This window comes from Candidatus Enterococcus huntleyi (assembly GCF_009933175.1).
Lineage (GTDB): Bacteria > Bacillota > Bacilli > Lactobacillales > Enterococcaceae > Enterococcus_K > Enterococcus_K huntleyi.
The window spans coordinates 37,258-63,811 of sequence record NZ_MAEJ01000012.1; the positions used below are offsets into that span (position 1 = coordinate 37,258).

Annotated in this window: 25 protein-coding genes, 1 pseudogene and 1 other annotated feature; of the genes and pseudogenes, 21 read left to right on the plus strand and 5 right to left on the minus strand. The window is 38.0% G+C overall.

The window, feature by feature from the left end; all coding sequences use genetic code 11:
- Positions 1–9: 9 nt before the first annotated feature.
- From BAU15_RS08195 to BAU15_RS08205, 4 genes and pseudogenes are all read right to left on the minus strand, one after another.
- Positions 10–465: a type II toxin-antitoxin system HicB family antitoxin gene (locus tag BAU15_RS08195; protein ID WP_161842260.1), complete on the minus strand. Its 456-nt coding sequence runs from the start codon at positions 463–465 to the stop codon at positions 10–12.
- A 37-nt stretch (positions 466–502) separates the two neighbouring features.
- Positions 503–619 (minus strand): annotated as a pseudogene (locus BAU15_RS15735) (type II toxin-antitoxin system HicA family toxin); the annotation flags it as partial.
- 94 nt (positions 620–713) lie between these two features.
- On the minus strand, positions 714–983 hold the full coding sequence (locus tag BAU15_RS08200) for a hypothetical protein (protein ID WP_161842261.1): 270 nt from the start codon (positions 981–983) through the stop codon (positions 714–716).
- A gap of 101 nt (positions 984–1,084) precedes the next feature.
- Complete coding sequence (locus BAU15_RS08205; RefSeq protein WP_161842262.1) at positions 1,085–1,789, minus strand: GntR family transcriptional regulator; 705 nt, start codon at positions 1,787–1,789, stop codon at positions 1,085–1,087.
- A gap of 159 nt (positions 1,790–1,948) precedes the next feature.
- On the opposite strand from BAU15_RS08205, the gene BAU15_RS08210 reads away from it, so the two are divergent.
- The 19 genes from BAU15_RS08210 (at position 1,949) to BAU15_RS08300 (ending at position 22,704) form a co-directional block, all read left to right on the plus strand.
- Positions 1,949–2,932 carry a sugar isomerase gene (locus tag BAU15_RS08210; protein WP_161842263.1) on the plus strand — a complete coding sequence of 328 codons (984 nt, stop codon included), beginning with the start codon at positions 1,949–1,951 and terminating at the stop codon, positions 2,930–2,932.
- 274 nt (positions 2,933–3,206) lie between these two features.
- Complete coding sequence (locus BAU15_RS08215; RefSeq protein WP_161842264.1) at positions 3,207–3,626, plus strand: PTS sugar transporter subunit IIA; 420 nt, start codon at positions 3,207–3,209, stop codon at positions 3,624–3,626.
- Positions 3,623–4,093: a PTS sugar transporter subunit IIB gene (locus tag BAU15_RS08220; protein ID WP_161842265.1), complete on the plus strand. Its 471-nt coding sequence runs from the start codon at positions 3,623–3,625 to the stop codon at positions 4,091–4,093. Before BAU15_RS08215 ends, BAU15_RS08220 begins: the two co-directional genes overlap by 4 nt.
- Before the next feature lie 15 nt (positions 4,094–4,108).
- Positions 4,109–4,894, plus strand: a complete 786-nt coding sequence (locus BAU15_RS08225) for a PTS mannose/fructose/sorbose/N-acetylgalactosamine transporter subunit IIC (RefSeq protein WP_161842266.1) — start codon at positions 4,109–4,111, stop codon at positions 4,892–4,894.
- A 17-nt stretch (positions 4,895–4,911) separates the two neighbouring features.
- Positions 4,912–5,727, plus strand: coding sequence for a PTS system mannose/fructose/sorbose family transporter subunit IID (locus tag BAU15_RS08230; RefSeq protein WP_161842267.1), 816 nt, complete (start codon positions 4,912–4,914; stop codon positions 5,725–5,727).
- A 90-nt stretch (positions 5,728–5,817) separates the two neighbouring features.
- Positions 5,818–6,795 carry an SIS domain-containing protein gene (locus tag BAU15_RS08235; RefSeq protein WP_161842268.1) on the plus strand — a complete coding sequence of 326 codons (978 nt, stop codon included), beginning with the start codon at positions 5,818–5,820 and terminating at the stop codon, positions 6,793–6,795.
- A 183-nt stretch (positions 6,796–6,978) separates the two neighbouring features.
- Entirely contained in the window at positions 6,979–9,708 is a 2,730-nt protein-coding gene (locus BAU15_RS08240; RefSeq protein ID WP_161842269.1) for a sigma 54-interacting transcriptional regulator, read from the plus strand.
- An 8-nt stretch (positions 9,709–9,716) separates the two neighbouring features.
- The gene (locus BAU15_RS08245) at positions 9,717–10,370 is read left to right on the plus strand and encodes an HAD family hydrolase (protein ID WP_161842270.1); all 654 of its coding nucleotides are present in this window, start codon (positions 9,717–9,719) and stop codon (positions 10,368–10,370) included.
- A gap of 278 nt (positions 10,371–10,648) precedes the next feature.
- Positions 10,649–10,846 carry a CopG family transcriptional regulator gene (locus BAU15_RS08250; protein ID WP_161842271.1) on the plus strand — a complete coding sequence of 66 codons (198 nt, stop codon included), beginning with the start codon at positions 10,649–10,651 and terminating at the stop codon, positions 10,844–10,846.
- A gap of 63 nt (positions 10,847–10,909) precedes the next feature.
- Positions 10,910–11,674, plus strand: a complete 765-nt coding sequence (locus BAU15_RS08255) for an ATP-grasp domain-containing protein (RefSeq protein WP_161842272.1) — start codon at positions 10,910–10,912, stop codon at positions 11,672–11,674.
- Between the two features lie 353 nt (positions 11,675–12,027).
- Positions 12,028–13,353: a serine hydrolase gene (locus BAU15_RS08260; protein WP_161842273.1), complete on the plus strand. Its 1,326-nt coding sequence runs from the start codon at positions 12,028–12,030 to the stop codon at positions 13,351–13,353.
- A 237-nt stretch (positions 13,354–13,590) separates the two neighbouring features.
- Positions 13,591–13,822: a binding site (T-box leader), on the plus strand.
- A 70-nt stretch (positions 13,823–13,892) separates the two neighbouring features.
- Positions 13,893–14,705: a MetQ/NlpA family ABC transporter substrate-binding protein gene (locus BAU15_RS08265; RefSeq protein ID WP_161842274.1), complete on the plus strand. Its 813-nt coding sequence runs from the start codon at positions 13,893–13,895 to the stop codon at positions 14,703–14,705.
- A gap of 30 nt (positions 14,706–14,735) precedes the next feature.
- The gene (msrA, locus tag BAU15_RS08270; RefSeq protein ID WP_161842275.1) at positions 14,736–15,248 is read left to right on the plus strand and encodes a peptide-methionine (S)-S-oxide reductase MsrA; all 513 of its coding nucleotides are present in this window, start codon (positions 14,736–14,738) and stop codon (positions 15,246–15,248) included.
- A gap of 382 nt (positions 15,249–15,630) precedes the next feature.
- Positions 15,631–18,474, plus strand: coding sequence for a sigma-54-dependent transcriptional regulator (locus tag BAU15_RS08275; protein WP_161842276.1), 2,844 nt, complete (start codon positions 15,631–15,633; stop codon positions 18,472–18,474).
- 237 nt (positions 18,475–18,711) lie between these two features.
- Positions 18,712–19,206, plus strand: coding sequence for a mannose/fructose/sorbose PTS transporter subunit IIB (locus BAU15_RS08280; RefSeq protein ID WP_161842277.1), 495 nt, complete (start codon positions 18,712–18,714; stop codon positions 19,204–19,206).
- A 120-nt stretch (positions 19,207–19,326) separates the two neighbouring features.
- Entirely contained in the window at positions 19,327–20,319 is a 993-nt protein-coding gene (locus tag BAU15_RS08285) for a mannose/fructose/sorbose PTS transporter subunit IIA (RefSeq protein ID WP_161842278.1), read from the plus strand.
- A gap of 35 nt (positions 20,320–20,354) precedes the next feature.
- Positions 20,355–21,173 carry a PTS mannose/fructose/sorbose transporter subunit IIC gene (locus tag BAU15_RS08290; RefSeq protein WP_161842279.1) on the plus strand — a complete coding sequence of 273 codons (819 nt, stop codon included), beginning with the start codon at positions 20,355–20,357 and terminating at the stop codon, positions 21,171–21,173.
- Positions 21,174–21,192: 19 nt separating this feature from the next.
- Positions 21,193–22,104, plus strand: a complete 912-nt coding sequence (locus tag BAU15_RS08295) for a PTS system mannose/fructose/sorbose family transporter subunit IID (protein ID WP_161842280.1) — start codon at positions 21,193–21,195, stop codon at positions 22,102–22,104.
- Positions 22,105–22,329: 225 nt separating this feature from the next.
- A complete protein-coding gene (locus BAU15_RS08300) occupies positions 22,330–22,704 on the plus strand; it encodes a DUF956 family protein (protein WP_161842281.1) in 375 nt (124 codons plus the stop codon).
- Between the two features lie 771 nt (positions 22,705–23,475).
- Here BAU15_RS08300 and BAU15_RS08305 read toward each other — a convergent pair.
- A complete protein-coding gene (locus BAU15_RS08305) occupies positions 23,476–23,805 on the minus strand; it encodes a hypothetical protein (RefSeq protein WP_161842282.1) in 330 nt (109 codons plus the stop codon).
- A gap of 97 nt (positions 23,806–23,902) precedes the next feature.
- Between BAU15_RS08305 and BAU15_RS08310 the strand changes: the two genes are divergently transcribed.
- Both BAU15_RS08310 and BAU15_RS08315 read left to right on the plus strand, forming a co-directional pair.
- Positions 23,903–24,898: a LacI family DNA-binding transcriptional regulator gene (locus BAU15_RS08310; RefSeq protein WP_161842283.1), complete on the plus strand. Its 996-nt coding sequence runs from the start codon at positions 23,903–23,905 to the stop codon at positions 24,896–24,898.
- 87 nt (positions 24,899–24,985) lie between these two features.
- Positions 24,986–26,359, plus strand: a complete 1,374-nt coding sequence (locus tag BAU15_RS08315) for a glycoside hydrolase family 1 protein (RefSeq protein WP_161842429.1) — start codon at positions 24,986–24,988, stop codon at positions 26,357–26,359.
- Positions 26,360–26,554 lie beyond the last annotated feature (195 nt).

The window sequence follows — 26,554 nt, forward strand, 5'->3', positions numbered from 1 at the left end:
AGGCTGTTTTCAGATATTCAATTTTCTGTCGGCGATGGCATCGGTCAGTGTTTTGGAGAAGTTTAACTGCATCTCTCTGCCAAGTTTATCCGCCCATTTGGGAATAGTTAGAGTTTTCTTTACAGGCTCTTGGCTACCTAAGTATTGGGAAACATCAACAGTAACCATTGATTTAAATGATTTTTCGGTATCAAACACTGTCTCAACCTCTTGGTCATTTTTTAATGGATGATTAGCTATAAGCGACAGTCTATTAATTGAGGAAGGTGTAGGGATTTCACGACCGTTTTCAATCGTATCGGCCAAAACCATTCCTAACCAATCGGAAGCCATGCACATTGCATCCGGAATATCTATACCCTGTGTTCCTGCTTGACCTGAAAAATCAGGGAATGAAACAAAGAATTTTGCATCAACATCGTCGCTATCATCATAATAGAAAAGAGCGGGATAACTAACTAACATACGATAAACCTCCTAGATTATTGATGAAAGACCCAGGCTATTTTAGCCCAGCATCCTTCTCTATTCCACGTTCAGTGAATTTATTTAACTCACCATGTGGAATTATGATAGGTCTCATATCGGCATCCGCCATTTTTATGAATCCGTTCCTGCCGATGGGTTTCATCCTACACGTAGTACACGTATCAGTCAAATGATATTGGTGTTACTTCCGATGGTCGTACTTTATTGGTTGAAGTGAATGATGGCTATGCATGAAAAGATATTTTCTGTTTTTCGAATTTTTTCTTTTGATCATCAGGTAAATCTATAAATCTATTTCTAGTTGAATATTCATAGTCCTGTATTTTTCGTAAATCATATTTTAGAGGCTCTAACTCAATTTCTTCAGGTCTCCCTATCTGTATATGCTCGAATGCTTCATCCATTGCCTTAATATCATCCCAAGTTAGTTTTTTTGAACTATCTTTTTCTGTTTTCCAATCATATTTTGGTGTTTTGTTATCTGGACTATTCACTTAAAATCTCCTTCTAATATTTTAATTAATAATATTGTCACCCTAATCAGTATTTACTTTAGAAAAGTCCTTTTTGAGCTAAGATAATTGCTGCACAAAATTTACAGATAATATTTAAATAAATCAGGTAAGTCGACACGTACTAATTCTTCTGAGATGAGTACCAATTGATTACTGGAATCGTAGACGGTTCCAGCATGATGAATGACCGAAATGCCGCTTTGAACATTGAAGAGTTTGGCTTGCTCTTGTGTTAGTTGGCTGATTGACACATGGTTCATTCCTTTATATTCAGGTTCGATACCTTGGGTTTGAAGAAGTTCGTACAGAGAACCGTTTAGCTTATTTTCTAATAAAAAATGAAAAGTATTAGGGAAAAAAGTATGCTCTAGCATAATTACGACACCATCAATTTTTCTAAGTCGTTCAATTTTTATCAGATTATCTGTTGAAAAAAATTGCGCATATTCTTGCGGGACTGGACTGTAGTCAGCAGATAAAACTTCTGAGCTGAGTTTTTTTCCTTGCTCTAAGCAAAGCTGTGTTAAAGAGAGTGTTTTTTGGCGATGCACCTTATTTTTTACAAAGGTTCCTTTACCATGAAGGCGGGTTAAATAATCTTCGTCGACTAGTTCATCTAATGCTTTACGTACAGTGATTCTACTGACATTGAATTCTTTTTGAAACTGCGCTTCGGAGAGTAACTTATCCCCTGGACGGAGCTCTTTTGTTTCAATTTGTCGTAGAATTGTTTCTTTTATTTGTAGATATAGTGGCTTTTTTGTATCCACTAAATGTTTATTCATCTTTAATCACCGTCCTGCTTTCTATTATAAATAATATATATTGACAATTCAACTATAGTATAAGTTTTGGCTAGTTGTTATAAAGATGTGTTGACTAAGTATCGCAAGTTGTACTATACTTGTATTGTTTTTAAGAATATTAATTAGGAGGTTCATCTTATGAATTATCAAGAAATGGTCAGAGAAATAAACGATAGCAAACAAGAGATTGGTGGTATTAAGCAAATAGTTTGGATAGCTGCGGGAGGGAGTCATGGTGGTTTTTATCCGGCTCACTATTTTTTGGATCAAGAAGCTACGACGATTCGTTCAAAAAATATAACAAGTAATGAATTTGTTAAAGCACCGCCAGCTTTTGTAGGAGAAAATACGGTTGCTGTTATTTGTTCTATGAGAGGGACTGCTGAAACAATTGAAGCGGCAAAAGTTGCAAAAAATTTGGGTGCTACAACGATTGCTTTGTACGTAGATGAGTCAGAATTGACAGAAATCTGTTCCTATAAAATAGCTTATGAGTCTTTGGCAATCGATGAGAGTGATTTTTCAAAAACGAATTCAGCATATGGTTTACTGTTGGCAATGTTGTTAATGGATGAGGTAGAAGGGTATCCGCATATGCAAACCGCTCTAGCAGAATTTGCTAAAGTAGATGCAGTGTATAAACAAGCAGCTTACGATATTCGACCTAGAGCAATCAAGTGGGGACTTCAAAATCGTGAATCTAAGTCTATCCATGTCATGGGGAGCGGTCCAACCTTTGGTGCGGCCTACATTTTCTCCATTTGTAATGTGATGGAGATGTTACAAATCGATTCACCAACTGTTAATAGCTGTGATTTCTTCCATGGACCTTTTGAGGTGATCAATGAGGAGACTTCTGTATTTTTAATCATCGGTCAAGGTAGAAGTCGTTCAAATGATGAACGTGCCGCTCGATTCCTCCAAGAATTTGGTGGGCGAAAAGTCTTTACACTTGATGCATTAGAAGTTGGTATTGGCCAGTTTGATGATCAAGTAAGTGAATATTTCAATCATTTAATTCTTGCTCCTATTTTAAATAATGTCTTTATGAGAGAGCTGGCTTATCAAATTAAAAAAGACTACAATACGCGTACGTATATGTGGAAAGCTGCTTACGAATAAAAGGTTAGCATGAGAGAAACGCTAAAAGCTTGCAAAGAATCAACGATAGTACATGTTGATTGGCGCAAATCTTTTAGCGTTTTTTGATGGTTTGAGTTCAAAATTGAAGACTGTATTTTTATTCAACACTTGCTATCCACACTGTTACATATATTTTTGAAAGTGTTGAGATGGGTTTCAAAAGCCTTATGAAATAAGAAGTTTATAGCGATTTTAAAAATTGGCACGGTTTTTGCATATTAATAAAGTGTAAGTTGAATGAGGAGGATAGCGAATGAACAAGATTATTTTAGCAAGCCATGGAGAATTATCTCAAGGGATGAAGCAAACGGCTTCGATGATTATTGGAGATGCTGGCAATATTTTTGCAGTTTCTGCATTCCGAGATGAAGATGAACCTATAAAAAATCAAGTAGAAAATTTATTAGCGAATATTGGAGATGAAAATGTCTATATTATGACAGATATTTTTGGTGGCAGTGTCAATAATGATTTATTGCAAGTCCAACAATTGCATCCGGGAATTCATTTATTAGCCGGAATGAATTTACCATTAGTCATCTCAATTGCCACACAGATATCAGCCGTTTCATCTGAGCAGATGGCAAACATTATTGAAGAAAGTCGTCAAGGGGTCATTGACTGTAAACAATTATTAACGACAAATATGAGTATTGGAGGAGACGATTTATGATTAAATTAGCCCGTATTGATTATCGCCTGTTACATGGACAGGTAGTATTTTCTTGGACCAAGACTTTAGGAATTAATCGAATTATCGTGGTCAATCATGAAGCAGCAACAGATGAATTTAAGAAGATGTCTTTAAATCTAGCAAAACCTACGGGAGTTAAATTAAACATTTTCACCGTTGAAGAAGCGTTAAGCAAGATGGAAAAAGTTGAACAGTTAAAAGAGAACATTATGATGATTTTTGGTAATACTAAAGAAACATTAGCTTTTTGTAAAGTATACTCAAAAATTCCCGAAATCAATTATGGTGGAATTCCTAAAAGCGGCGAAGCTAAACAGTTTGGTAGTGCAATCTTTCTGAATGAAGAAGAGCAAAACGAAGCGCGCGCGTTGAAGGAAATGGGTGTAAATCAATACATACAACAGGTACCAACCTCTAAATCAGAGGATCTTAATAAATTACTTTAGAAGGAGGGTTTTAAAATGTTGGTTCAATCGATAGTTTTAGGGTTGATCGGTGTATTTGCGATGTTGGATTCCCGTTTACTAGGCCGTTTGAATTTTGAACGTCCGTTGATTGTCGGGACGATGGTCGGGTTAGCATTAGGTGATTTGGAAAAGGGTCTATTGGTGGGAGCGTCTATTGAGTTAATTTCATTAGGTGTTGTGCAAGTCGGAGCGGCTGTACCTGCAGATATGACATTAGGCGCAGTTATCGCTACAGCTTTTGCAATTTTATCTGGTTCAAATGCAGAAACTGCTTTGACAATCGCCATTCCAATCGCAGTTTTAGGTCAGTTGTTAGGTATTCTGATGAGAACAGTTTTAGCAAGTTTAACGCACAGAGGGGACTTGTACATTCAGGAAGGTAAATTCAAAAAAGCACAGCATATACATATTGTGTGGGGAACGATTTTGTACTCATTAATGTATTTTGTACCGATTTTCTTAGCTATTTATTTTGGAACAGATTTAGTGAAATCAATTGTTGAAGCAATTCCTGAATGGGTAACTAATGGATTAAACTTAGCAAGTAAGATTTTGCCTGCCTACGGGTTTGCACTATTACTTCAAACAATGTTAACGAAGAAAATGATGGCTTTCTTATTCTTAGGGTTCTTGATTACCGCTTATTCTGGATTAGGCATTACAGGGGTAGCTTTGTTCGCTTGTATTGTAGCTTTTGTAATGTATCAAATTGAAACAGCAAAATCTGGTGGTGGGGGTAATGGCCCTATGCAAGAACCAGATCCATTAGATGATTTATAAAAAGGAGGGACTACAAAATGACAAAAGAAAAAGATTCAAATAAATTAAAATATTGGCAGTTTTTCTGGCGTTCATGGGCGATTCAAGACTCTTGGAATTATGAACGTGCGATGAACATGGGTTTCTTGTACGGGATAGCTCCGACTTTAGATCGTATATATAGTGATCCAAAAGACGAAGAATTGAAAAAAGAAGCGTATCAACGTCACATGTTGTATTACAACTGTACGCCACAAACGAGTGCATTCGTATTAGGCTTAACAGCTTCGATGGAAGAGCAATACTACGAAGATCAAGAAGGTTTCAATCCAGAAACAATCAGCTCAGTTAAAACTTCTTTAATGGGTCCTTTGTCTGGTATTGGTGATTCGTTCTTCCAGGGGACAGTTCGTGTGTTAGCGTTTGGATTAGGGATTAACTTAGCTCAACAAGGGAGTATATTAGGCCCGATTTTGGCGATGGTTATCTCGTTTGTACCATCTTTCTTAGTCACCTACTATGGTGGGAAATTTGGCTATAACATGGGGAATAAGTATTTAACAAAATTATACGAAGGCGGTTTGATGGACCGCGTAATGTACGTTTGCTCGATTATTGGTTTGATGGTTATCGGAGCAATGATTGCCAGCATGATCGGTATTACGACACCGTTAACATTTGGTGAAACATTCGTTTTACAAGATGTCTTAGATACAATTATGCCGCAAATGTTACCTCTAGGGTTGACGATGCTTATGTATTGGTTGTTGCAAAAGAAAGTCAATACTAGTGTTATGTTGTTAATTTGTATTGTAGGCGGATTAGTTTTAAGTGCATTAGGAATTTTTGTTTAACTAGTTAGTTAGAAATGGATTATTCTTTATCATGGGGTAATTGATTTCTCTAAATAAAAAATTGGAAAAACTCAGGAGGAATTGTAAATAATGAATTCAACAATGGGACCAAAAGAAATTATCAAAGAGATTGTAGCAAAAACTGACGTAAAACATGTTATTTTCGTCGGCTGCGGGGCATCTAAAGCAGATCTTTATCCAGCAAAATACTTTTTAGATCAAAACGCAAGCCAATTGCGTATTAGCCACTACACAGCCAACGAATTTAACTTTGCAACACCAGCATCAGTCAACGAAAATGCGGTAGTTATCTCGGCATCTCTTGGAGGTACGACTCCAGAAACAGTCGAAGCAAATGCAGTTGCTAAAGCGAAAGGCGCTACAGTTATTAGTTTAACACGAGTTGTTGATTCAGCGTTAACAAAAGATGCAGATTATGTAATTTATCATGGTTTTGCTGAAAACTACGCAACAAAATTAGAAAAGACTGGTTATTGTTTACAACTGGCTGTTGAGCTATTAAATCAAGTAGAAGGCTATGCTCATTATGATAAAATGATGGCTGGATTTGATGTTATTTACAAACTGTCACAAGAAAGTGCAGAATCAGCTCGTAAAGTCGCAAAACAGTTTGCAGAACGCTTTAAAGATGAAAAAGTTGTTTATGTAATGAGTAGTGGTGCGACACATGAAGTTGCTTACTCTAGTTCAATTTGTTTAATGATGGAAATGCAATGGATTAACTCAGGTACTTTCCATGCAGGAGAGTTCTTCCATGGACCATTCGAAATTGTTGATAAAGATGTACCATTTATCTTATTAATGAACGATGGTAAAACACGTAGCATTGATTCTCGTGCATTAGCGTTTTTAGATCGCTTTGATGCCAAAACAGAAGTGGTTGATGCATTGGATTATGGTTTATCGTCACATGTGGCTGAAGAAGTTGTTGATTACTTCAACCCATTTGTCATCACAGCTGTCTTCCGTGTGTATGCAGAAGAGTTGTCTTATGCAAGAGAGCATCCATTAACTAAACGTCGTTACATGTGGAAACTTTCTTACTAATCTGAGAATGATTTGAAAAAACTAAGGCCTTTGTCTTGGTTTTTTCAAACATTGTAAAAGTTGTATTCTAGGGCTAGCTAAACTTAGCCCTTTTTTTGCAAAAAAAGACTGCCATTTATGGACGAAATGTTTTACAGTATAAGTGAAGGTACATGAAAAAACGATTAAAAGTAGGTGAGAAGGATGAAAAAGGAACTAGATGAATACTTGTATGAATGGACTATTAATCTTAGTAATGAATCAAAGGACCGTCTTTCTGCGCATGAAATTGGCGAAGCATTGAAATTGACTCGTAGTACCGTGAGTAGCTACTTAAATCAAGCAGTCCGTGAAGGTGAATTAGTCAAAATAAAGAGTTACCCAGTCTTGTTTTTACATAAACGAGCATTAGAGGCTGCAAAATTTACTGTCGATAAAAACGAATATTTGTCGTTAGATGAGTTAATGTCAGAAGGTAAAAATCATGCTTTGGCAGAAATTATCGGAGCGACTGGCAGTTTGAAAGAAGCTATTGATCAGATTAAAACCGCTGTACTATATCCTCATAATGGGTTGCCGATTCTCTTGATGGGAATGAGTGGATCAGGAAAAACATTTTTGGCTGAACGAATTCATCAATATGCTATAGAAGAGCAAGTCATTACAAGTGATGCGCCATTTATTTCTTATAATTGTGCGCAATACTATAATAATCCGGAGTTGCTGTCTTCTGCATTATTTGGTCATACCAAAGGGGCTTTTACCGGAGCGGATCAGACACATTATGGCCTAATTGAAAAGGCGCATGGCGGAATCTTATTTTTAGACGAGGTTCATCGATTAAGTGAAGAAGGACAAGAAAAATTGTTCACGTTTATGGATACAGGTGAATTTTCACCTATGGGAGATACAAGTATTCGTCAACGAGCAGATGTGCGTTTAATTTTTGCAACAACTGAAAATGTCTACTCGACTTTTTTGCCAACTTTTTTGCGTAGATTACCGGTTATTGTCAATCTACCGAAGTTTCAACATCGACCTCAGTCTGAACGCTTGAGCTTGATTGATGCGTTCTTTATTGCTGAAAGTAATATTTTGTCAAAAGAATTGCAAGTTTCTTCTCAGTTAGTTGATTTTCTGTTGAATAGTGATTTAGAAGGTAATGTTGGGAAAATTAAGAATATAATTAAATACGCTTGCGGTAGTGCCTATGTTCATCAGAAACAAGAGATAAGTATTCAAGTTCGGTTGCGTGATTTACCGTTAGAATTTAGTCTGAAATTTAAGGAACAATTTAGTAAGCCGAAGAAGAAGCTTCCTAATCGGCGCTATTTACCGAATACTTCTCAACAAATATATCTTGAAAGTAAACAGACACAACTGCTGAAAGAATTTTTTTGGGAGATGCTAACCGAATTTAAAAAGGTGCAACAGCAAATATCTTCATCAACAAAATTTATCGAAGCTATGGCAAATAGAGTCACTCAGATTATGGATGAGTTTATGTTCCAAGAAACTTATCAAAAAGAGGAATCATTCTACTCGGTGTTGACCTATCATATTCGACAAACGATTGATATGATGTATGAAAATTATGGATTTGAACAAGATGGTCATCGAGTTGTGTCTCTAGCGAGTTATCTTTATTTAAAGGATAACGCAGATATTTTAGGTAGCCATTATGAATGGCAAGAGCAAAAGACGAGTTTGTTAGAATTTTTGGATACTTCTTTGGAGAATACTTACTGGTACGCAAAAAAGCTACTTTCTCATTTATCTCAGCAATTAGATCAAGATCTTTTTGAAGAGGACATTGTATTTGTTGCTTTTTATTTTTATAGTTTACACATTAATGATTTACCTAGCGATGTTAAAAGTATTGTCCTAGCGCATGGTTACTCGACAGCTAGTAGCTTGGCGAATGTCGTCAATCGAATGCTGGAGAAAAATGTTTTTCAAGCCTATGATATGCCAATTAATATCACTTTAGATAAAGTCGAATCACAGATTATACGCTATCTAAATGAATATCGTACAGATGCAGGCTTAATTCTTTTAGTAGATATGGGTTCTTTTAACCAGTTAGGTGAGCGGTTGGCTAAACATATCCAAAGCCCGATGATGATTATTGATAATGTCAGTACTCCACTTGTTTTGGAAGTGGGTAGTCATATTGTACAGGGAGCTAGTATTACTGAAATTTATGAGGCAATTTCGGTTGAGAAACGAATTCAAAAGCAGTTGATTATTCCAGAAGTCAACAAGAAAAAAGCAATCATTACTTGTTGTTATACAGGGTTAGGAAGTGCGACGCAGATTCAGGAAATTCTTCTGAAATGTTTAGGCGAATCGGCTAAAGAGTTGGTTATTTTGCCGTATGACTACAAAAAGTTATTGCAAAATAAGTTATATGAGGCGCCTTTTCAGCTATATGATGTGTTGATGATTGTAGGAACAGAAAGTCCTAAAATCCATCAAGTGCCTTATATTAGTGTCGACAAATTAATCAATGGGGAAGCTGTTGAAGAGTTTGCTAATCTTTTGCATTCAGAAATATCTTTAGATGCTCAAATACTTAAGAGTCAGCTTATTTTCAATTTTTCAATTAACAAAATTGTTGAAAATTTGACAATTTTAGATGCGAATAAGGTACTGCTTTTAGTTCAACGTGCGGTTAAGGAAATGGAAGAGTTGATGGGCATCGATTTTTCGAATAATCAACTATTTCTCTTATATATGCATTGTTGTTCCATGATTGAACGTATTTTACGAAAAGAAACAGTGGATGAACAAGAGGATATTGATGACTACATTCAACAAGAAGGCAAAAACATGGAATTAATTCATAAAGCTTTTCAGGAAGTCGAGAAAGAATATACAATCGAATTGCCGATATTAGAATTACGATTGTTAAATGACATTGTAAAGGATTAAGGTGGAAAATGAAAAAGGCAGTTATTTTCGATATGGATGGTGTACTGATTGATAGTGAACATTTTTACTTTGAACGTAGAATGGCGTTCTTTCGTGAAAAAGGACTGGTCCCTGGGTCGACGGACTTAGAGGATTACGTAGGGAAAACCGAGAAACAGTTGTGGGAAACTTTGGTGCCAAATGATGAAGAGTTACGGAAATCATTGTATCCAGATTACGTAATTTATAGAGAATTACATCCAATTGATTTCACCGTGGCACTAAGAAAGCAGGTGCCAGAAGTTTTAGGAAATTTAACTAGTCGAGGGATACTTGTGGGTTTAGCTTCTTCCTCTCCACGCAATGAAATAGATGAAATGCTCACACAGTGTCAGCTCACTCAGTACTTTTCTTTTGTTATCAGTGGAGAAGAGGTACAAGAAAGTAAGCCCAATCCGGCTATCTATTTACGTAGTATAGAGGCTCTAGATTGTGAGGGCTACATTGCTGTTGAGGATTCAACATTTGGTATTGCTGCGGCAAAAGCTGCAGGACTCTATACCGTTGCTTTAAAGCAAGCTTTTGAAATCGATCAAGAAGCAGCAGATGTTCGAATCTCTGAATTAAGTGAGCTTTGTCATTTGACAGAAAATGAACGTATCTTTACACATAGAAACGGATGAATCAGTGCTAAACACAGATAAAAGTGTTAGCTATATAGGATTAAAAGAAGTTGATTAGGTTTGCTAAATAGAAATTCCTTTATAATCATTTACAACTGAGTTTACGAACTCAACCGAGTAAATTTAATCAAAAGCGCTAAGTTCAGATCGTTGGACTTAGTGCTATTCTTTTTTTAGAAGTTTAAGAGGAGTGTTATACAAATTTATATTGTTGCCTTAGTGCAACACTTGTGTTATTGTTTTTATAGAACAAGTGTAACATTTAACAGGAGGTACTTATGGCTACAGATAAAAATCGTGTAATGATTAGTCTTGATGATAAAAATCTCGAGCATTTAGAAAATTTGATTGAAGATGCTAGAGACAGAAGAGGAATGAGATTAACAAAATCTCAAATCATTGAGCTGTTACTAAATACCGTTGAAACATTTGATGACATAATGGGTCATCTAAAACCGACTACGGATAAAGAATAGGAGGCAACTCCTTTTTCTTTTTGGTATAGGTGTTGCACTTGTGTATCAGTTAGGAGGATGGAAATGACTACATATATTAGAGAACTTAAATATCCAATGGAAGTAACAATTAATAAATATAATCTTCAGGTGGGGGCCTATCTTCTGGGTGAAGAAGTCAAAACATATCGTTCGCTTCATGAAATACCAGTAATAAAAGAAGAGGATTTAGTTGTTGATTATCTTTATGAAACCAGAATGATTCTTGAATTAATGGGTGTTGAACTAAATGAGCTTGATTATCCAGAAGTACTGAAAGAATTATTTGGGCGAACGATTCGGGAAGGAATTTTGGGAGAAATTGTAAATATGCCAGAGAACTGGGGCCAATTTGTTAAGCCAAAGTTAGGGACTAAAAGTTTTACAGGCAGAGTGGTGAATGGAACAAAAGATTTAGTTGGGATCGGGTTGCCATTTGACTATCCTGTTTGGATAAGTGAGGCAGTTGATTTCAAACGAGAATGGCGAGCATATATCCTTAACGGCGAGGTTTTAGACGTTCGTCCTTACAAAGGTGATTATCATTATACTTATAATCCTAGTGTAATCGATGAAGCAGTCAGATTATGGACGGATGCGCCTGCAGCGTATGGATTGGATATTGGTGTTACTTCCGATGGTCGTACTTTATTGGTTGAAGTGAATGATGGCTATGCTTTGGGAAATTATGGGCTTTCTCCGATTGATGCATTTAAGTTTCAAAAAGCGAGGTGGGCAGAAATGACGGCAAGTTATTTTAAAGAAAATAAAACGTTAGTCATCCCATCAGATTTCTTTTCGGAGTTGTAAGTAGGCTTCATTTCATAGTTACAAATAAATGACCTCTCCAGTCATTAGACCAGAGAGGTATAGCAGTAGAGATTTGCAAAATCATCAACAAAAATAGGGTAAGGAGTTGACTACTGCTAAATTAAGTATAACAGAATGGTCTTTGGATGATGTGCTGGATGCACTTGATTGTTAAAAAAAGTGTGTTCATCAGAGTAGATTAGTTGTTAGAAAGTAGAATAAAAAAGCAAATACTGAGCTAATTAGAGGTAAAAAGAGGGGAATGAACGAATAATTTCAGTAGAGGGTTTACAAGCGAGTTTTTCTTTCTATATAATGAAAGAAATAAGGAAGATTGGGTTGGTATATTGCGTATGAACAGACGGCAAAGAGGGTTTAGAAGAGAACGGCAGAAACGACAGCGGAGAAGGTTGGCGATAGCTAGTCTAGTGATTGTATTACTGGCTTGTTCGGCTTTCATTTTTGTGTATTTGAATCAACAGAATACGGCAGCTGTAGTGAAACAGAATAACACAATAAAAGAAAATAAGAAGACAGAAACGCTAGCCGCGGACAAGAATACGGATCAAACAAAAGAGAAAAGTGTCGAGCAACCGAAAGAAACTAAAAAGGATCAGGGTGCAGATAAAGGTAAAGAGAAACAAGCTGACTCTGCTAAATCCAAGGAACATAAATCTAAAAAACAGACAGCGGATGAGCAGTACGTTGTTACAGAGAAGACAAATATTTATTTGGATAACAAAATGCAAACAATTCGTGAGGAACAAATTCCTAAGGGAGCAATCATCAAAGTTAAGGCTGTTCCTGGTGATGAGCAGCTTGTTGAAGTATTGACGGAGCATAATAAGGGGTTCATTGGGAAAGAATTTCTAGTCCCGCGTTCAGAGGTACAAGAAAAGCGTGAGTCTTTAAAAGCACCGAGTTTAAGTGCGGATGAAGTAACGGGACTTCTAGATGATAAGATTCAGACGTTCATTAATCAAAATGGCGGAGATTTGAGTATCTACATAGAGACAGCGGATGGGACGCTCAAGTATGGTTATCAAGAGGCGGCGGTGCGCCGGACTGCGAGCAGTATTAAGCTGGCGTTCATCACCTACATGATGACTTTGGCTGATGCGGGCACGATTAATCTATCTGAAGAATTGACTTACCAAGAGAGCGATTATTATGGCGGAACGGGAATTATTCAATATGATCCTTTTGGTTCGAAGTATTCGCTGGAGCGCTTGGCGGAGTTGGTGATTCGGTATAGTGACAATGTTGCTTATCTGAAATTATTGGCTTATTTGGGCGAACAAAATTTTGTGGCATTCTTAAAAACGATGGATCCTGAGTCACAAAATGATCGATTCTTCTCGACGGCTAAAGTCTTAACCAGCTATCTGAAATATGTCAATAATCAAAAGGATTCGAGTCCGCATATTAAAAAGTTATATGATTGGTTACATCATAGTACCTTCGATGACGGAGTGGCTATTGGTATTCCTGCGGTAGATGTGGTGCATAAAACGGGCTGGATGCCTATGTATGCAGTCAGTAATGACATCGCGTTGGTGGAATCTGATCGACCGTATTATGTGACAATCATGACCAATGGCTATTCAGAAGACTACAGTGAACAAGCTATTTCTGATTTGGCTGAGTCGATTGACGGCTGTCTGTTACAATTAAAATAAATGATCTATTGAGTGGGGGAAACGTAGTTGTTTCTCTCACTTTTTGTGCTTTTTGTCGTAACGGCTATAGTTTTTTACGAGTAATAGAGTGAGTTATTTAGTGGAAATTTTTATCGAAAGAGTCGCTAAACTAATGGTGATATAGAGCTGATTCTAGTGAGTGTTGCGTGATGAATTATGCTACAAACAAAAATGTTGCAAAGGTTTGTGGTTTATATTAGAATAACATTAATTAAAAATGATGCTTTGAAGAGAAGAGTAAATAATTGTAGGTAATTAAAGAGACCCTTGTCTGGTGAAAATAGGGATTATTCGTGGTTATTGAAGATGAGCTCTGAGCTTTTGGTGCTGTTCACGCAGGCCAAACGGTATGCAACCGTTAGATTGCCAAGTATGTTTGTACTGTTGAGGTATTGTTTGTAAAAGCAATATAAATGAGGGTGGTAACACGGAAATATTCGTCCCTTTATCTATCAAGAGATTGGTAGGTAAAGGGATGGATATTTTTTTCTGTCAAAAAAAGGAAAGGGTGTTTTTGGATGAAAAAAAGAGGATTATTTTTATTATTATTGAGTGGCCTATTATTTGTTTCAGCGTGTGGCGCGAAGGAGGAAAAGGCCCAAAGTGTTTTAAAAATTGGAGCTTCACCGACTCCTCATGCTGAAATTTTGGAGCATATCAAACCGGAACTTGCGGAAAAAGGGATTGACCTTGAAATCGTCAAGTTCGATGATTACATACTCCCTAATAAAGCGCTAGATGATGGGGAGATTGATGCGAACTATTTTTCTACAGTGCCTTATTTTAATTTGCAAAAGGAAGAGAATGGTTATGATTTTGAAAATGTCGGCGCGATCCATATTGAACCGATGGGGATTTATTCGCATGATATTACTGATATCAATCAAATACCTGATGGCGCTAAAGTGATTGTCTCGAATATCCCTTCAGAATGGGGCCGTGTATTGAATATTTTTGTGCAAAATGATTTAATTAAGATTAAAGAAGGACTGGCGATTGATAAAGCGAGTTTCGAAGATATCATCGATAATCCGAAAAATCTCGAGTTTGATCATAGTATGGATCCGACGTTATTGACCGCTGCCTATGAAAATAAAGAAGGCGATCTGGTGGCGATTAATTCCAATTTTGCCTATGAAAAGGGCTTGAATCCAACAAAAGATTCATTGATGATTGAAAACGAAGACTCGCCGTATGTGAATATCGTGGCAACTAACACAAAAGACAAGAATAATGAAGCAATCAAAGAATTAGTGTCTGTTTTACATGAGGAAGATGTTCAAAAATGGATTGAGGATGAGTGGGGCGGCTCGATTGTCCCGGTAGATTAAAAATAGGTAGTGAGAAAGAAGGATGGATAGATGGAACGAGCAATTTTTGCAGGTGGCTGCTTTTGGTGCATGATTAAACCGTTTGATACACAACCGGGAATTATCTCGGTGCTGTCAGGGTATACAGGTGGTACGAAAGAAAATCCGACGTATGAAGAAGTCAAAGCGGGTGGCACAGGTCATACCGAAGCTGTCGAGATTATTTTTGATCCGGCTGTTATTTCTTTTGATGAGTTAGTCGAAATTTATTGGCAACAAACGGACCCGACTGATGCGTTCGGGCAATTCGAAGATCGTGGCGATAGCTATCGCCCAGTCATTTTCTATTTTACTGATGCGCAGAAAAAAGCAGCTGAAGAAAGTAAAGCACGTTTACAGGCAAGTGGTTTATTTGAAAAGGAAATTGTTACTAAGATTGAACCGGCTGCGCCCTTTTATCCAGCAGAAGCCTACCATCAGGATTATTATAAAAAGAATCCTGACAACTACACAAAAAATGCGCAACAAAGAATACAATTTATCGAGCAAGTGTGGCAAGATTAACGTGTGCAAACTTAGGATTTTTTCATGATAGAGACTGTGTTCCTTCGATTTATATTCTGGCTAGACCAGAATTTTATCGATGGAGCACAGTTTTTTTGTTCTTGAAGAGTTTTTTTCAGATAGTTTCTTCTATATAATAGTCTTCTAGTTGTGTATATAAATAGTAGGGTTGAAAAGTGAATCAGAAGGAGAGTCAGAAAATTGGAGCTGATGGCTTGGGAAAAAGATTCAGAACGGGTGGGTAATCTGCGTAATGGCTCAATAAATTCAATGAGAGTCCAGTTTATTTGAAAATCTAAAAAGAGTTTAGAAATGCATTTTGCCTGTAAGATAGGTATAATTGCGATAAGAGAAAAGAATGTGTTGAAAAGGGGGGCTCGATTTGCCGAAACGAATCGACCGAATCTATGCCTATGTAAAAGAGCAGACGGAACAGCTGTCTGAAGAGGCTATACAAAATGGTGCAGGGGTGACCACAGCGGAAATTGCTGACGTCCTGTCTATTCAGAGAACGAATAGTAGTAAAGACCTGAATCAGCTGGTAAAAGAGGGTAAGTTAACAAAACTATCTGGCCGTCCAGTACGCTATCGAGTCACTAAAGGTTGGCAAGAATTGCCGGCAAAAAAATATGTACCAAGTTATATGGAGACCCCAAAAGAGAAAAAAGAGCAAAAAATACGACAAAACCAGTCAGTCATGGCGAGTAAGGATATCTTTTCGCGGATTATTGGTTCTACTGGCAGTATGCGAAATTCGATTGAGCAGGCCAAAGCGGCGGTTCTTTACCCACCTAAAGGCTTGAATTGTTTAATCACTGGACCGACTGGATCCGGGAAGACGTATTTTGCCCATGCGATTTTTCAATATGCGAAAGTTAATCAAGTGATTGCGCCGGAGAAAGAATTGATTGTCTTTAATTGTGCTGATTATGCCAATAATCCAGAGCTCTTGATGAGTCATCTGTTTGGCTATGTTAAAGGGGCTTTTACTGGGGCGGATAGTGAGAAGGCTGGGATTATTGATGAAGCGGATGGTGGGATGCTTTTCTTAGATGAAATTCATCGATTGCCACCTGAAGGGCAAGAAATGATCTTTTATTTCATGGATCATGGGACTTATAGCCGACTAGGTGAGACGAGTAAAACGCATCAGGCAGCTGTCCGAATTATCGGCGCGACAACCGAGGATCCTAATTCGACTTTATTGGATACCTTTGTTCGTCGAATTCCGATTAATATTCAATTGCCGCCATTTGCCAAACGGCCGGCTTCTGAGAAAGTTGACTTGGTCAAAGTGATGGTGGCCCAAGAGGCTAATCGAATCGAACGCCGAATTTCATTGACTGAAGATGTGGTTAAAGCGTTGATTGGTAGCGTGACCTATGGCAATATTGGTCAACTAAAATCGAATATTCAGCTGGTTTGCGCGCGCGGTTTTCTGAATCATATGCAAAAGGAAGAGATTCCGATTACGGTCAACGATTTGCCAGAAGGAATTCGAGCAGGGGTCATCCAATTGGCGAGTGATCGTGAGGCGTCGATGGAACTGGCTAAGGTCTTGGAGCCGACGATAGATATTTCTCCAAATGCGTCAATCCTTGAAATACAATCAGATTCCTATGAGCTGCCGTACAATTTATACGATATTATTGGCGATAAGGCGACTTTATTAAAGTCAGATGGGCTAGATCAAGAAGCGATTAATCATTTTATTTCGACGGATATTAATATCCATTTGAAGTCATTTTATAAAGACCACGGGTTCTCATTTAATGCGGAAAATAAGTTATCTGAGTTTGTGGATCAGGCGATTATTGATGTCACTAGTCAGATTTATCAGCTGGTTAAAACAGAGCTGAATCATGAATATCAACAAAATTTCGTTTATGCTATGAGTTTGCATATTAGTTCGTTTTTGAAGAAAATTTATCTGGGTGAAGAGCGACACACCAATGATAATATCCGGGAAATGGCAGTGGATTTTCCAGAGGAATTCGAAATGGCTAAGAAAATCCGCCAATTTATTGCTGAACGCTTCCAAGTAACGATTCCTGAGAGTGAAGATTACTATTTGACGGTCTTGCTAGTTTCATTGAGAGATGATCAGTCGGTCGGGCGCGTGGGCGTGATCGTGGCTTCACATGGCAACAGTACGGCTAGCAGCATGGTCCAAGTAGTTAAGCAATTATTAGATGTGGATAAAATTATTGCGGTGGACATGCCGTTAGATATGCATCCGAAAACAGCCTTAGAGCGCATTGAGCATGCGGCCTTGCAGCTGGATGAAGGGAATGGCGTGATGTTATTGGTGGATATGGGCTCCTTAGCAACCTTTAGCGAAAAAATTCAGCGAGAGACTGGTGTGCCAGTCAGAACGATTGATATGGTCACGACTTCTTTGGTCTTAGAGACCGTCCGCAAAGCTTCTGTTATGGGGGCTGACTTAGATAATCTGTATGATTCTTTAAAGAATTTTAGAGGTTATGCGGATGTCAGTCCAGGAAAAATTGAGAAGCGTCTGGGCAATAATCAAGCTATTTTAGCCATTTGTGCTTCTGGCGAAGGAACGGCGCAAAAGATTAAAGAAATTATTGATGAGGCCTTGGTAAAACGTCAGAATGAGTCGATTGTGGTTGTGCCTTTATCTGTTTTAGAAGTCAAAGAGAAGATGGCTACTATTCAAGAAAGCTATGATATCATTGCAACGACGGGGATTATTGATCCCAAAATTCAAGCGCCGTTTATTCCACTGGAGCGTTTTATTGATCATGACGTTGATCATATCTTAGACCACCTGCTATTAGAGGATGAACTGGAAGAGTTGACCGAAATGATCGATGTTTCAGTTAATGAAGAGCAGGCGCAAACAATCTGTGTGAATTATATGGTGGAAAGTTTTACTTTTATTAATCCTACCAAGCTGATTCATCCGTTGTGGCAATTTACGATGAATATAGCAGAGAAGATTGGTTTAGATTCTCCTAGATATGCGTTTCAAATTAATTTAACTATGCATTTGGCGGGGATGATGGAACGTATCTTACTTGGTGATGTATTAACAGTGGAAGAAGAAGATTTAGAGGTCATGAGAGGGCAAGCAATCTATCAAACAGTGCAGCAGGCTGTGACTAAATTAGAGGAACAAGTCCGACTTTCGATTCCTTCTGCGGAAGTGTATTATTTGATGCAATCAATTACCAATCAGCAGATGAAAAAGATACAGTAATACGATAGAATGATACACTAATTGACACACTTAAGAAAAACGATACACTAGAAATAGTGTATCGTTTTCTTTTTATCAGTGGGCTCTAGGTAAAATAAAAGAGTGTATCATTTGAAAGTTGGCATACTTCTTGCTTATTATAAGTGTGAACGCAGGAGGTGATTTTAGAGTCTAGAAGAACACAAAGGTTATCGAATCGTGTTCTGCTAGAAAGAACAATGAAGGAGGTCCGTCAATATGGGGATGGATATTCGTTTGGCTCGGATTGATGATCGTTTGATTCATGGACAGGTGGCAACCGCGTGGTCAAAATCAACGGACATTAGTCGAATTCTCGTGGTCAGTGACGAGGTAGCACATGATGAGCTTCGAAAGTTTTTATTAAAAGAAGCTGCTCCACCAGGTATTAAGTCGAATGTAATCACAATCAAAAAAATGATTGAGGTCTACAATCACGACTTGTTTAATGGCATCAAGGTGATGTTGCTTTTCACTAATCCAGTAGATGTTGCTCAGTTAGTTCGTGCGGGTATCAAATTTTCGTCAATCAATATCGGTGGGATGCGTTTCACTGATGGGAAACGAATGATTACCAATTTTGTTTCGATTGATGAAACGGACATTGAAGCGTTTCGCTACTTAGATCAACAGGGTGTCGAGTTAGAAATCCGCAAGGTCCCGGCTGATCGCAAAGTCAATCTGATGGAGCTACTTCAAAAAGAGAAGAAGTGATAGCGCAGTATTTCGTAACTAAGCGATTACCGCGTTAGGCAATCTGCAATTATCTGTCGTTCATTATTATTTTTATGCGTTGTTGGAAAACAAAAAAGTAAGATTATAGGAGGTAAAAACATGGTAGGGATTATCCTTGCAAGTCATGGTGAATTCGCAAATGGCATTTTGCAATCAGGCTCAATGATTTTTGGCGAGCAAGAAAACGTAAAAGCTGTTACTTTGCAACCAAGCGAAGGTCCAGATGACTTAAAAGCCAAATTAGTAGCAGCAATCGACTCGTTTGATGATCAAGAAGAAGTCTTGTTCTTAGTCGATTTATGGGGCGGTACACCATTCAATCAGGCCAATAGTTTATTCGAAGAACACAAGGACAAATGGGCAATCGTCGCAGGTATGAATTTACCGATGGTGATTGAAGCTTATTCTTCACGCTTCTCAATGAATTCAGCCCAAGAAATTGCGGCTCACATTCTTGAAACAGCAAAAGAAGGGGTTAAAGTAAAACCAGAAGAACTAGAACCAGCAGACACTGCCAAAGCAGCAGTAGTTGATAACCAACCAAAAGGCTCTTTAGCACCAGGAACAGTGGTTGGCGATGGCAAAATCAAAATTGTTCTCACACGTGTGGATTCTCGTTTACTTCACGGTCAAGTAGCAACTGCTTGGACAAAATCAGTGACTCCATCACGGATTATCGTCGTGTCAGATGCAGTAGCGAAAGATGATTTACGTAAGAAATTAATCGAGCAAGCAGCTCCTCCAGGTGTTAAAGCCAACGTCATTCCAGTTCAAAAAATGATTGAAGTCGCAAAAGATCCTCGTTTTGGTGGAACAAAAGCCTTGCTTTTATTCGAAAATCCAGAAGATGTTTTACGCGCAATCGATGGCGGCGTGCCTATCTCAGAAGTTAATGTTGGCTCAATGGCCCATTCTGTTGGTAAAGTAGTCGTAAGTAAAGTCTTGTCTATGGGTACTGAAAATGTTGAAACATTCGAAAAATTGAAGGAAAAAGGGGTTACCTTTGATGTCCGCAAAGTGCCGAATGATTCAAAAGACAACATGGATGAATTATTAAGAAAAGCGAAAGCTGAGTTAGCAAACGTCAAATAAATGAAAAATTTAATTTAAAAAATAGGAGGCTTATCATGTCTATTATATCAATAATATTAGTAGTGTTCGTTGCCTTTCTAGCGGGTATGGAAGGGATTTTAGATGAATTCCAATTCCATCAACCGTTAGTCGCATGTACATTAATCGGTCTAGTAACTGGGAATTTAACTGCAGGAATCATGCTAGGTGGGTCATTACAAATGATCGCGCTTGGTTGGGCAAATATCGGTGCTGCCGTAGCACCAGATGCTGCATTAGCGTCTGTTGCATCCGCAATTATTTTAGTCAAAGCATTAGGTACTGATAACATTTCTGTTCAATCAGCTATTACAACATCAATCGCTGTCGCTATTCCATTGGCTGTTGCTGGTCTATTCTTAACAATGATCGTTCGGACACTTGCTGTACCAATCGTTCACTTGATGGATGCCGCAGCTGAAAAAGGAAATATTCGTCGAATTGAAGTTTTACACATTTTAGCCGTTTGTATGCAAGGGATTCGTATTGCGATTCCTGCTGGCGCATTGCTGTTCATTCCAGCTCAAACCGTTCAAAGCTTCTTAGAATCAATGCCTGCTTGGTTAACTGATGGTATGGCAATTGGTGGGGGTATGGTGGTAGCCGTTGGGTATGCAATGGTTATTAACATGATGGCAACAAAAGAAGTTTGGCCTTTCTTCATTATCGGTTTTGTCGTGGCAGCTGTTACTCAATTGACCTTGATTGCACTAGGCGCATTAGGTGTGGCTATGGCCTTAATTTACTTAAACTTATCTAAAATGGGTGGTTCAAGTAATGGCGGTGGCGGAAGCAACACTGGTGATCCGCTTGGCGACATTCTAAACGACTATTAATAAGAAGGAGGAGAAAAAAATGGCAGAAAAAATTGAATTAACTAAAAAAGATCGATTAGCCGTTGCATGGCGCTCTACCTTCATCCAAGGTTCATGGAACTACGAACGTATGCAAAATGGTGGTTGGGCATTCTCAATGATCCCAGCAATTAAAAAATTATATAAATCAAAAGAAGATCGCGCAGCAGCGTTAAAACGTCACTTGGAATTCTTTAATACCCATCCTTATATTGCTTCACCAATCTTGGGGGTTACTTTGGCGCTGGAAGAAGAACGCGCAAATGGTTCACCAGTTGATGATGTAGCGATTCAAGGGGTAAAAGTTGGGATGATGGGTCCTTTAGCCGGTGTCGGTGACCCAGTCTTCTGGTTTACTGTTCGACCAATGTTAGGTGCCCTTGGCGCTTCACTTGCTATGTCAGGAAATATCATGGGACCAATCATTTTCTTCGTTGCTTGGAACTTAATTCGTTGGGCTTTCATGTGGTATACACAAGAATTTGGCTACAAAGCTGGTTCTAAAATCACAGAAGACCTTTCAGGTGGTGTATTACAAGACGTAACTAAAGGTGCATCAATTCTCGGGATGTTCGTCCTAGCTGCCTTAGTTCAACGATGGGTTTCCATCAAATTCTTACCAGTTGTCTCTGAAGTTAAATTAGACAAGGGTGCTTATATTGAATGGGATAAGATCGATATGAGTGGAAAAGGGCTTCAATCAGCCTTTGAACAAGTCAACAGTGGTTTATCTCTGACTGAAACAAAAGTAACAACGCTACAAAATAACTTGGATCAATTAATTCCAGGTTTAGCAGCCTTACTTTTAACTTTCTTCTGTATGTGGTTATTGAAGAAAAAAGTTTCACCAATCGTTATCATCATCGGCCTATTCATCGTTGGGGTAGCCGGACATTATATCGGTCTATTATAATCTAGGTTGAGAAAAATATGGTTATTCAACTGAGGCGTAGCGGAATTTTCGACGAATCAGTATTTATCAGGATCAAGAGTTATTTAGTTGCTCTTGGTCCTGATTTTATCTATGTTGGAAAGAATGCCGAAGATAGTCTCAAAAAGATGTTTAGATTAGAAAAAATAGCCAAAGACTCGTATAATAAATGTATCGAATAGTAAGAACTAATAAGGAGTAGATGAGATGGTTCAGTCACTAAATACAAAAGTTGATTTAACAATTGATGCCACTGCGTTTAACGGAATCACTGAATATGGCAAAATTATGATAGGCGACAATGGCTTTGAGTTTTATAATGCGCGTGATACTCGGAAATTTATTCAAATTCCATGGGATGAAGTGGATAAGGTGATTGCTTCTGTCATGTTTAAAGGCAAATGGATTCCTCGTTATGCGGTGAAAACAAAGCAGAGTGGGACCTTTACTTTTGCTTCAAAAGAGCCTAAAAAAGTCTTGCGAGCAATTCGCGAGTACGTCAATCCAGAAAAAATGGTGCAATCACTAAGCTTTTTCGAGGTCATCAAACGTGGGATTTTATCGATTGGCAAGAAGAAATGAAGCAGCGTTTTGAACATATTAAAATAAGAACAAAGACCATTTGTAAGTAGGGTAACCTGGTTATGAAGGGTCTTTTTGTTTTCCTTGTAAAATGCTTCTACTCTGTGCGACTATTTAGTGGAATGCTAAGCTAAAGCTTTCAAATGACAAAATCTTGGGTGAATTATGGCGGCAGAAAAATGAGCTATCTATTGAAGATTGGCCCACGGATATTATTCTTGCTAGTCTAGGTAAATAATAGGAATGTGCTAGTTCATCTAGATCATACTTTGTTTACTATTATCGCATTACGTTTACCATCCTATTACTCTAAAACTTGGTAAGTAGAGCTGACAAATAACAAATACCTTGTCTACTGATTTTTCCTATAAGGCTGTTAACTAGATATTTGCGAGTTTCTAGTAAAAGGTTGTTTGTTGCGATGTTTTTACTTATTTTAGCAAAATGTCGAGTTGAAGGAATCCATTGTCTAGCAGGTTTTACTTTTAAAGTTACCTTTTTTAGCTCGTTTTTCATCTAGAATAGTACGCAACAAACAACCATTTTAGGAAAAGCAGCTAATTTATTGTCTATTGAATGAGAAGCTCGAAGATTATCGAAGCTATAAACCTTATAAACTCAGGGCTGTTATAGCTATTCTTTATAAAAGCCAGTTGAGTTAAGTGCCTATTTTTCTTAAAGTTAGAGACTTTTAGTGCTTTTTCAAAAAGGTTGTTTGTTGCGATGTTTTCACGCTTATTAGTAGAGCCGAAAATAGCAGAAGTCCTGCAGCTAGCGTTTTTTCTTTCCAAACTCGCTTTTTACCTCGATTTTCTCTCTAAAAGATGCGCAACTAGCCACAAGTATCTGAAAAGCAGGTATTTGTGGCTCTTTTACAGTGTTTGATGCCGTTTTAAATAACAAATCTGGAGTTATTGAATTTGATTTATGGAGCTTATGTGGGATTGTAGTTGGATTTAGGTGTCTTATTGCATTGGTGATGGGGAAGAGGAAGAGAGAAAGATAAGGGAATGAACGTAAGTCATATAGAGAAAAGCCGTCTTTTCCTCTAGAAATACAGGTAATTTTTAATTGAAATTCATCAAATTTGAATCGATTCAAAAAAGTCTTGATATTTAAGTTTTTGCTTGCTATCATATAATTGAATCGATTCAATTTTTGTTGTTTTTTGAGTGGGGATCAAAAATGGAGGGATGATATGGCGACTATCCAAGAGGTTGCGAAGTATGCGGGGGTTTCCGTGGGCAGTGTTTCACGGTATTTGAATGGCTATACCTTGAAAGCCGACAATATGAGTAAAATTATGGAAGCAATTGCGGCTTTGGATTACAGAGAAAATTTGCTAGCGAAGGGCTTGAAAAGTAATCAGAGTCTTTCTGTCGGGTTATTAGTCAACAATATGGGGAGTAATTTTAGTAGTACCTTAGTGGCGAAGATTGCTGAAGAGATGGAACGAGCGGGTTATAGTTTGTTGCTTAGCGGTTTTCAAGGAGATCCGGAGCAGGTTCAAAAGAAGATTGATTTTATGTTATCGCGATCTGTTGATGGTCTAATTTTATTTGAAGTGGAGCAACATTGGCCTGAGATTCAAGCGTTAAAGGAGCTTGATCTGCCAGTCTTATCTATTAACACGCCAGTTGAATTTGAGAAAGTCGATTCCATTTTGGTTAATAACCAACAAAGTACGAAGGAAGTTATTTTGCGGATGCTTCATTTGGGTCACGAGAAGATGGGGATTATTGCTGCGCCGCAAAAAGATTATGTTGCCCAGGAAAGATTGTCCGGTGTGCTGGCGGCTTATGAAGAAGCGGGGATTTCTACCGATAATTTAGCGATTTATTATGGTGATTACTCGAAAGAAAGTGGCATTAAAGGCGCGACTTATTTACTTAATGAGGAGAAAGTTTCCGCGTTGTTTGTCTGCAATTATAATATGTCGTTAGGTGCGCTGCAGGTGATTTATGAAGCGGGTCTTCAATTGGGGCAGGATTTATCTTTTGCCAGTTATGACTATTTTGAAGCGAGTGAGATTTTTACCCCAAAATTAACGGTTATTAAACAGCCGATTCTGGAGATTGGGACGCTGGCAGCAAATCGAATGATTGAGAGAATTCAACAGAAAAATCAGTTATCTGGAGAAACGTTGGTTTTGAATAATGAAGTATTATGGCGAGATTCTATCGCGCAAAAATAGATAGGTGATGAAGTTACTGAGAGTGACTACAACATATGAGTAAGAGAAATGTACGACAATACTAAAAAAGAAATGAGTGTCAAAAAAATGAAAAAATTTCCAAAAGGTTTCTTGTGGGGTTCAGCGATGTCAGCGCCACAAACAGAAGGACATGGGTCAAAGAATGGCAAATCTCCTTCAACGTGGGATTACTGGTTTGAAAAAAATCCGGAGAAGTTTAATCAGGATCAAGGACCAGAGAATACTTCGAATATGTATGAAACGTATGCCGAAGATTGCCTAAGAATGAAAGAAATCGGCTTGAATTCTATCCGGACATCGATTGCTTGGACGCGTTTATTACCTGATGGAAAGACGTTAAATCCTGAAGCAGTTGCTTTTTATCGCGATTATTTCCAAAAAATGAAGGACAATGGCGTGGAGCCTATTATGAATTTATTCCATTTTGATATGCCGATGTGGTTGATGGAAAAAGGCGGTTGGGAAGTTAGAGAATCAGTCGAAGTTTTTGCTTTTTATGCCAAGACCGCTTTTGAACAATTTGGCGATCTTGTGACGAAATGGACGACCTTTAATGAACCAATCGTTCATGTGGAGTGTGGTTATCTGTATGGCTACCATTACCCAGATGTGGTTGATTTTAAAAAGGCGGTTCAGGTAGGCTACAATACGCTGATGGCGCATGTGCGCGCGGTGGAAGAGTTCCGTAAAGTATTACCGAATGGCGAAATTGGGATTATTTTGAATATTTCACCGGCTTATGGCCGCAGTGCTAGTCCAGAAGACGAAAAAGCGAAAGAAGCTTCGGACTTGTTGAATATCAATAGTTTCTTAGATCCAGCCGTACATGGGCAGCTCCCTGAAGCACTGATTCAATTAGTTAAAGAGCATCAATTAACTCCTGAAACACAATCAGAAGATAAAGCTTTGATGCAAGACAATACGGTTGATTTTATTGGCTTAAATTATTACCAACCGAGACGTGTGCAAGCGCCAGAAAACCCTAAAGTGCCTGCAAAGATGCCAGAGGATCTGTATATGCCTTACGATTGGCCTGAGAAAAAGATTAATCCTTATCGTGGCTGGGAAATTTATCCGAAAGCTTTGTATGATGTAGCGATTATGATGAAAGAAAAATACAACAATATTCCGTGGTATGTCAGCGAAAACGGCATGGGTGTGGCAGATGAAGAACGCTTCTTACAGGAAGATGGCATGATTGAAGATGATTACCGTATCGAATTCATGCAGGAGCATCTGGATTATTTGCACCAAGGAATTGAAGAAGGTAGTAACTGTTTCGGTTATCATACCTGGACTTTTGTCGATTGTTGGTCATGGCTGAATGGCTACAGAAACCGTTATGGCTTCTACCGGGTTGACTTAGAAAATGATTATGAACGCACAATGAAGAAGAGTGGTCTCTGGTACAAAGCATTATCAGAAAATAATGGCTATTAATAAAAGTCAGTAAAATAACTCTGTAAAAAGATCAGTAAAAAAATAATTTTAAGTAGTTGTGTGAAGATTAATAAATAGAAAGAAAGCAGTCATGGAGAATTTTCTTCATGGCTGTTTCTTTCTATTTAAAGTGGTGATAGGTTTTACTTTTTCCATTTTTTGCTATAATGAACGAGACAGGAAAAGAAAGTAGGG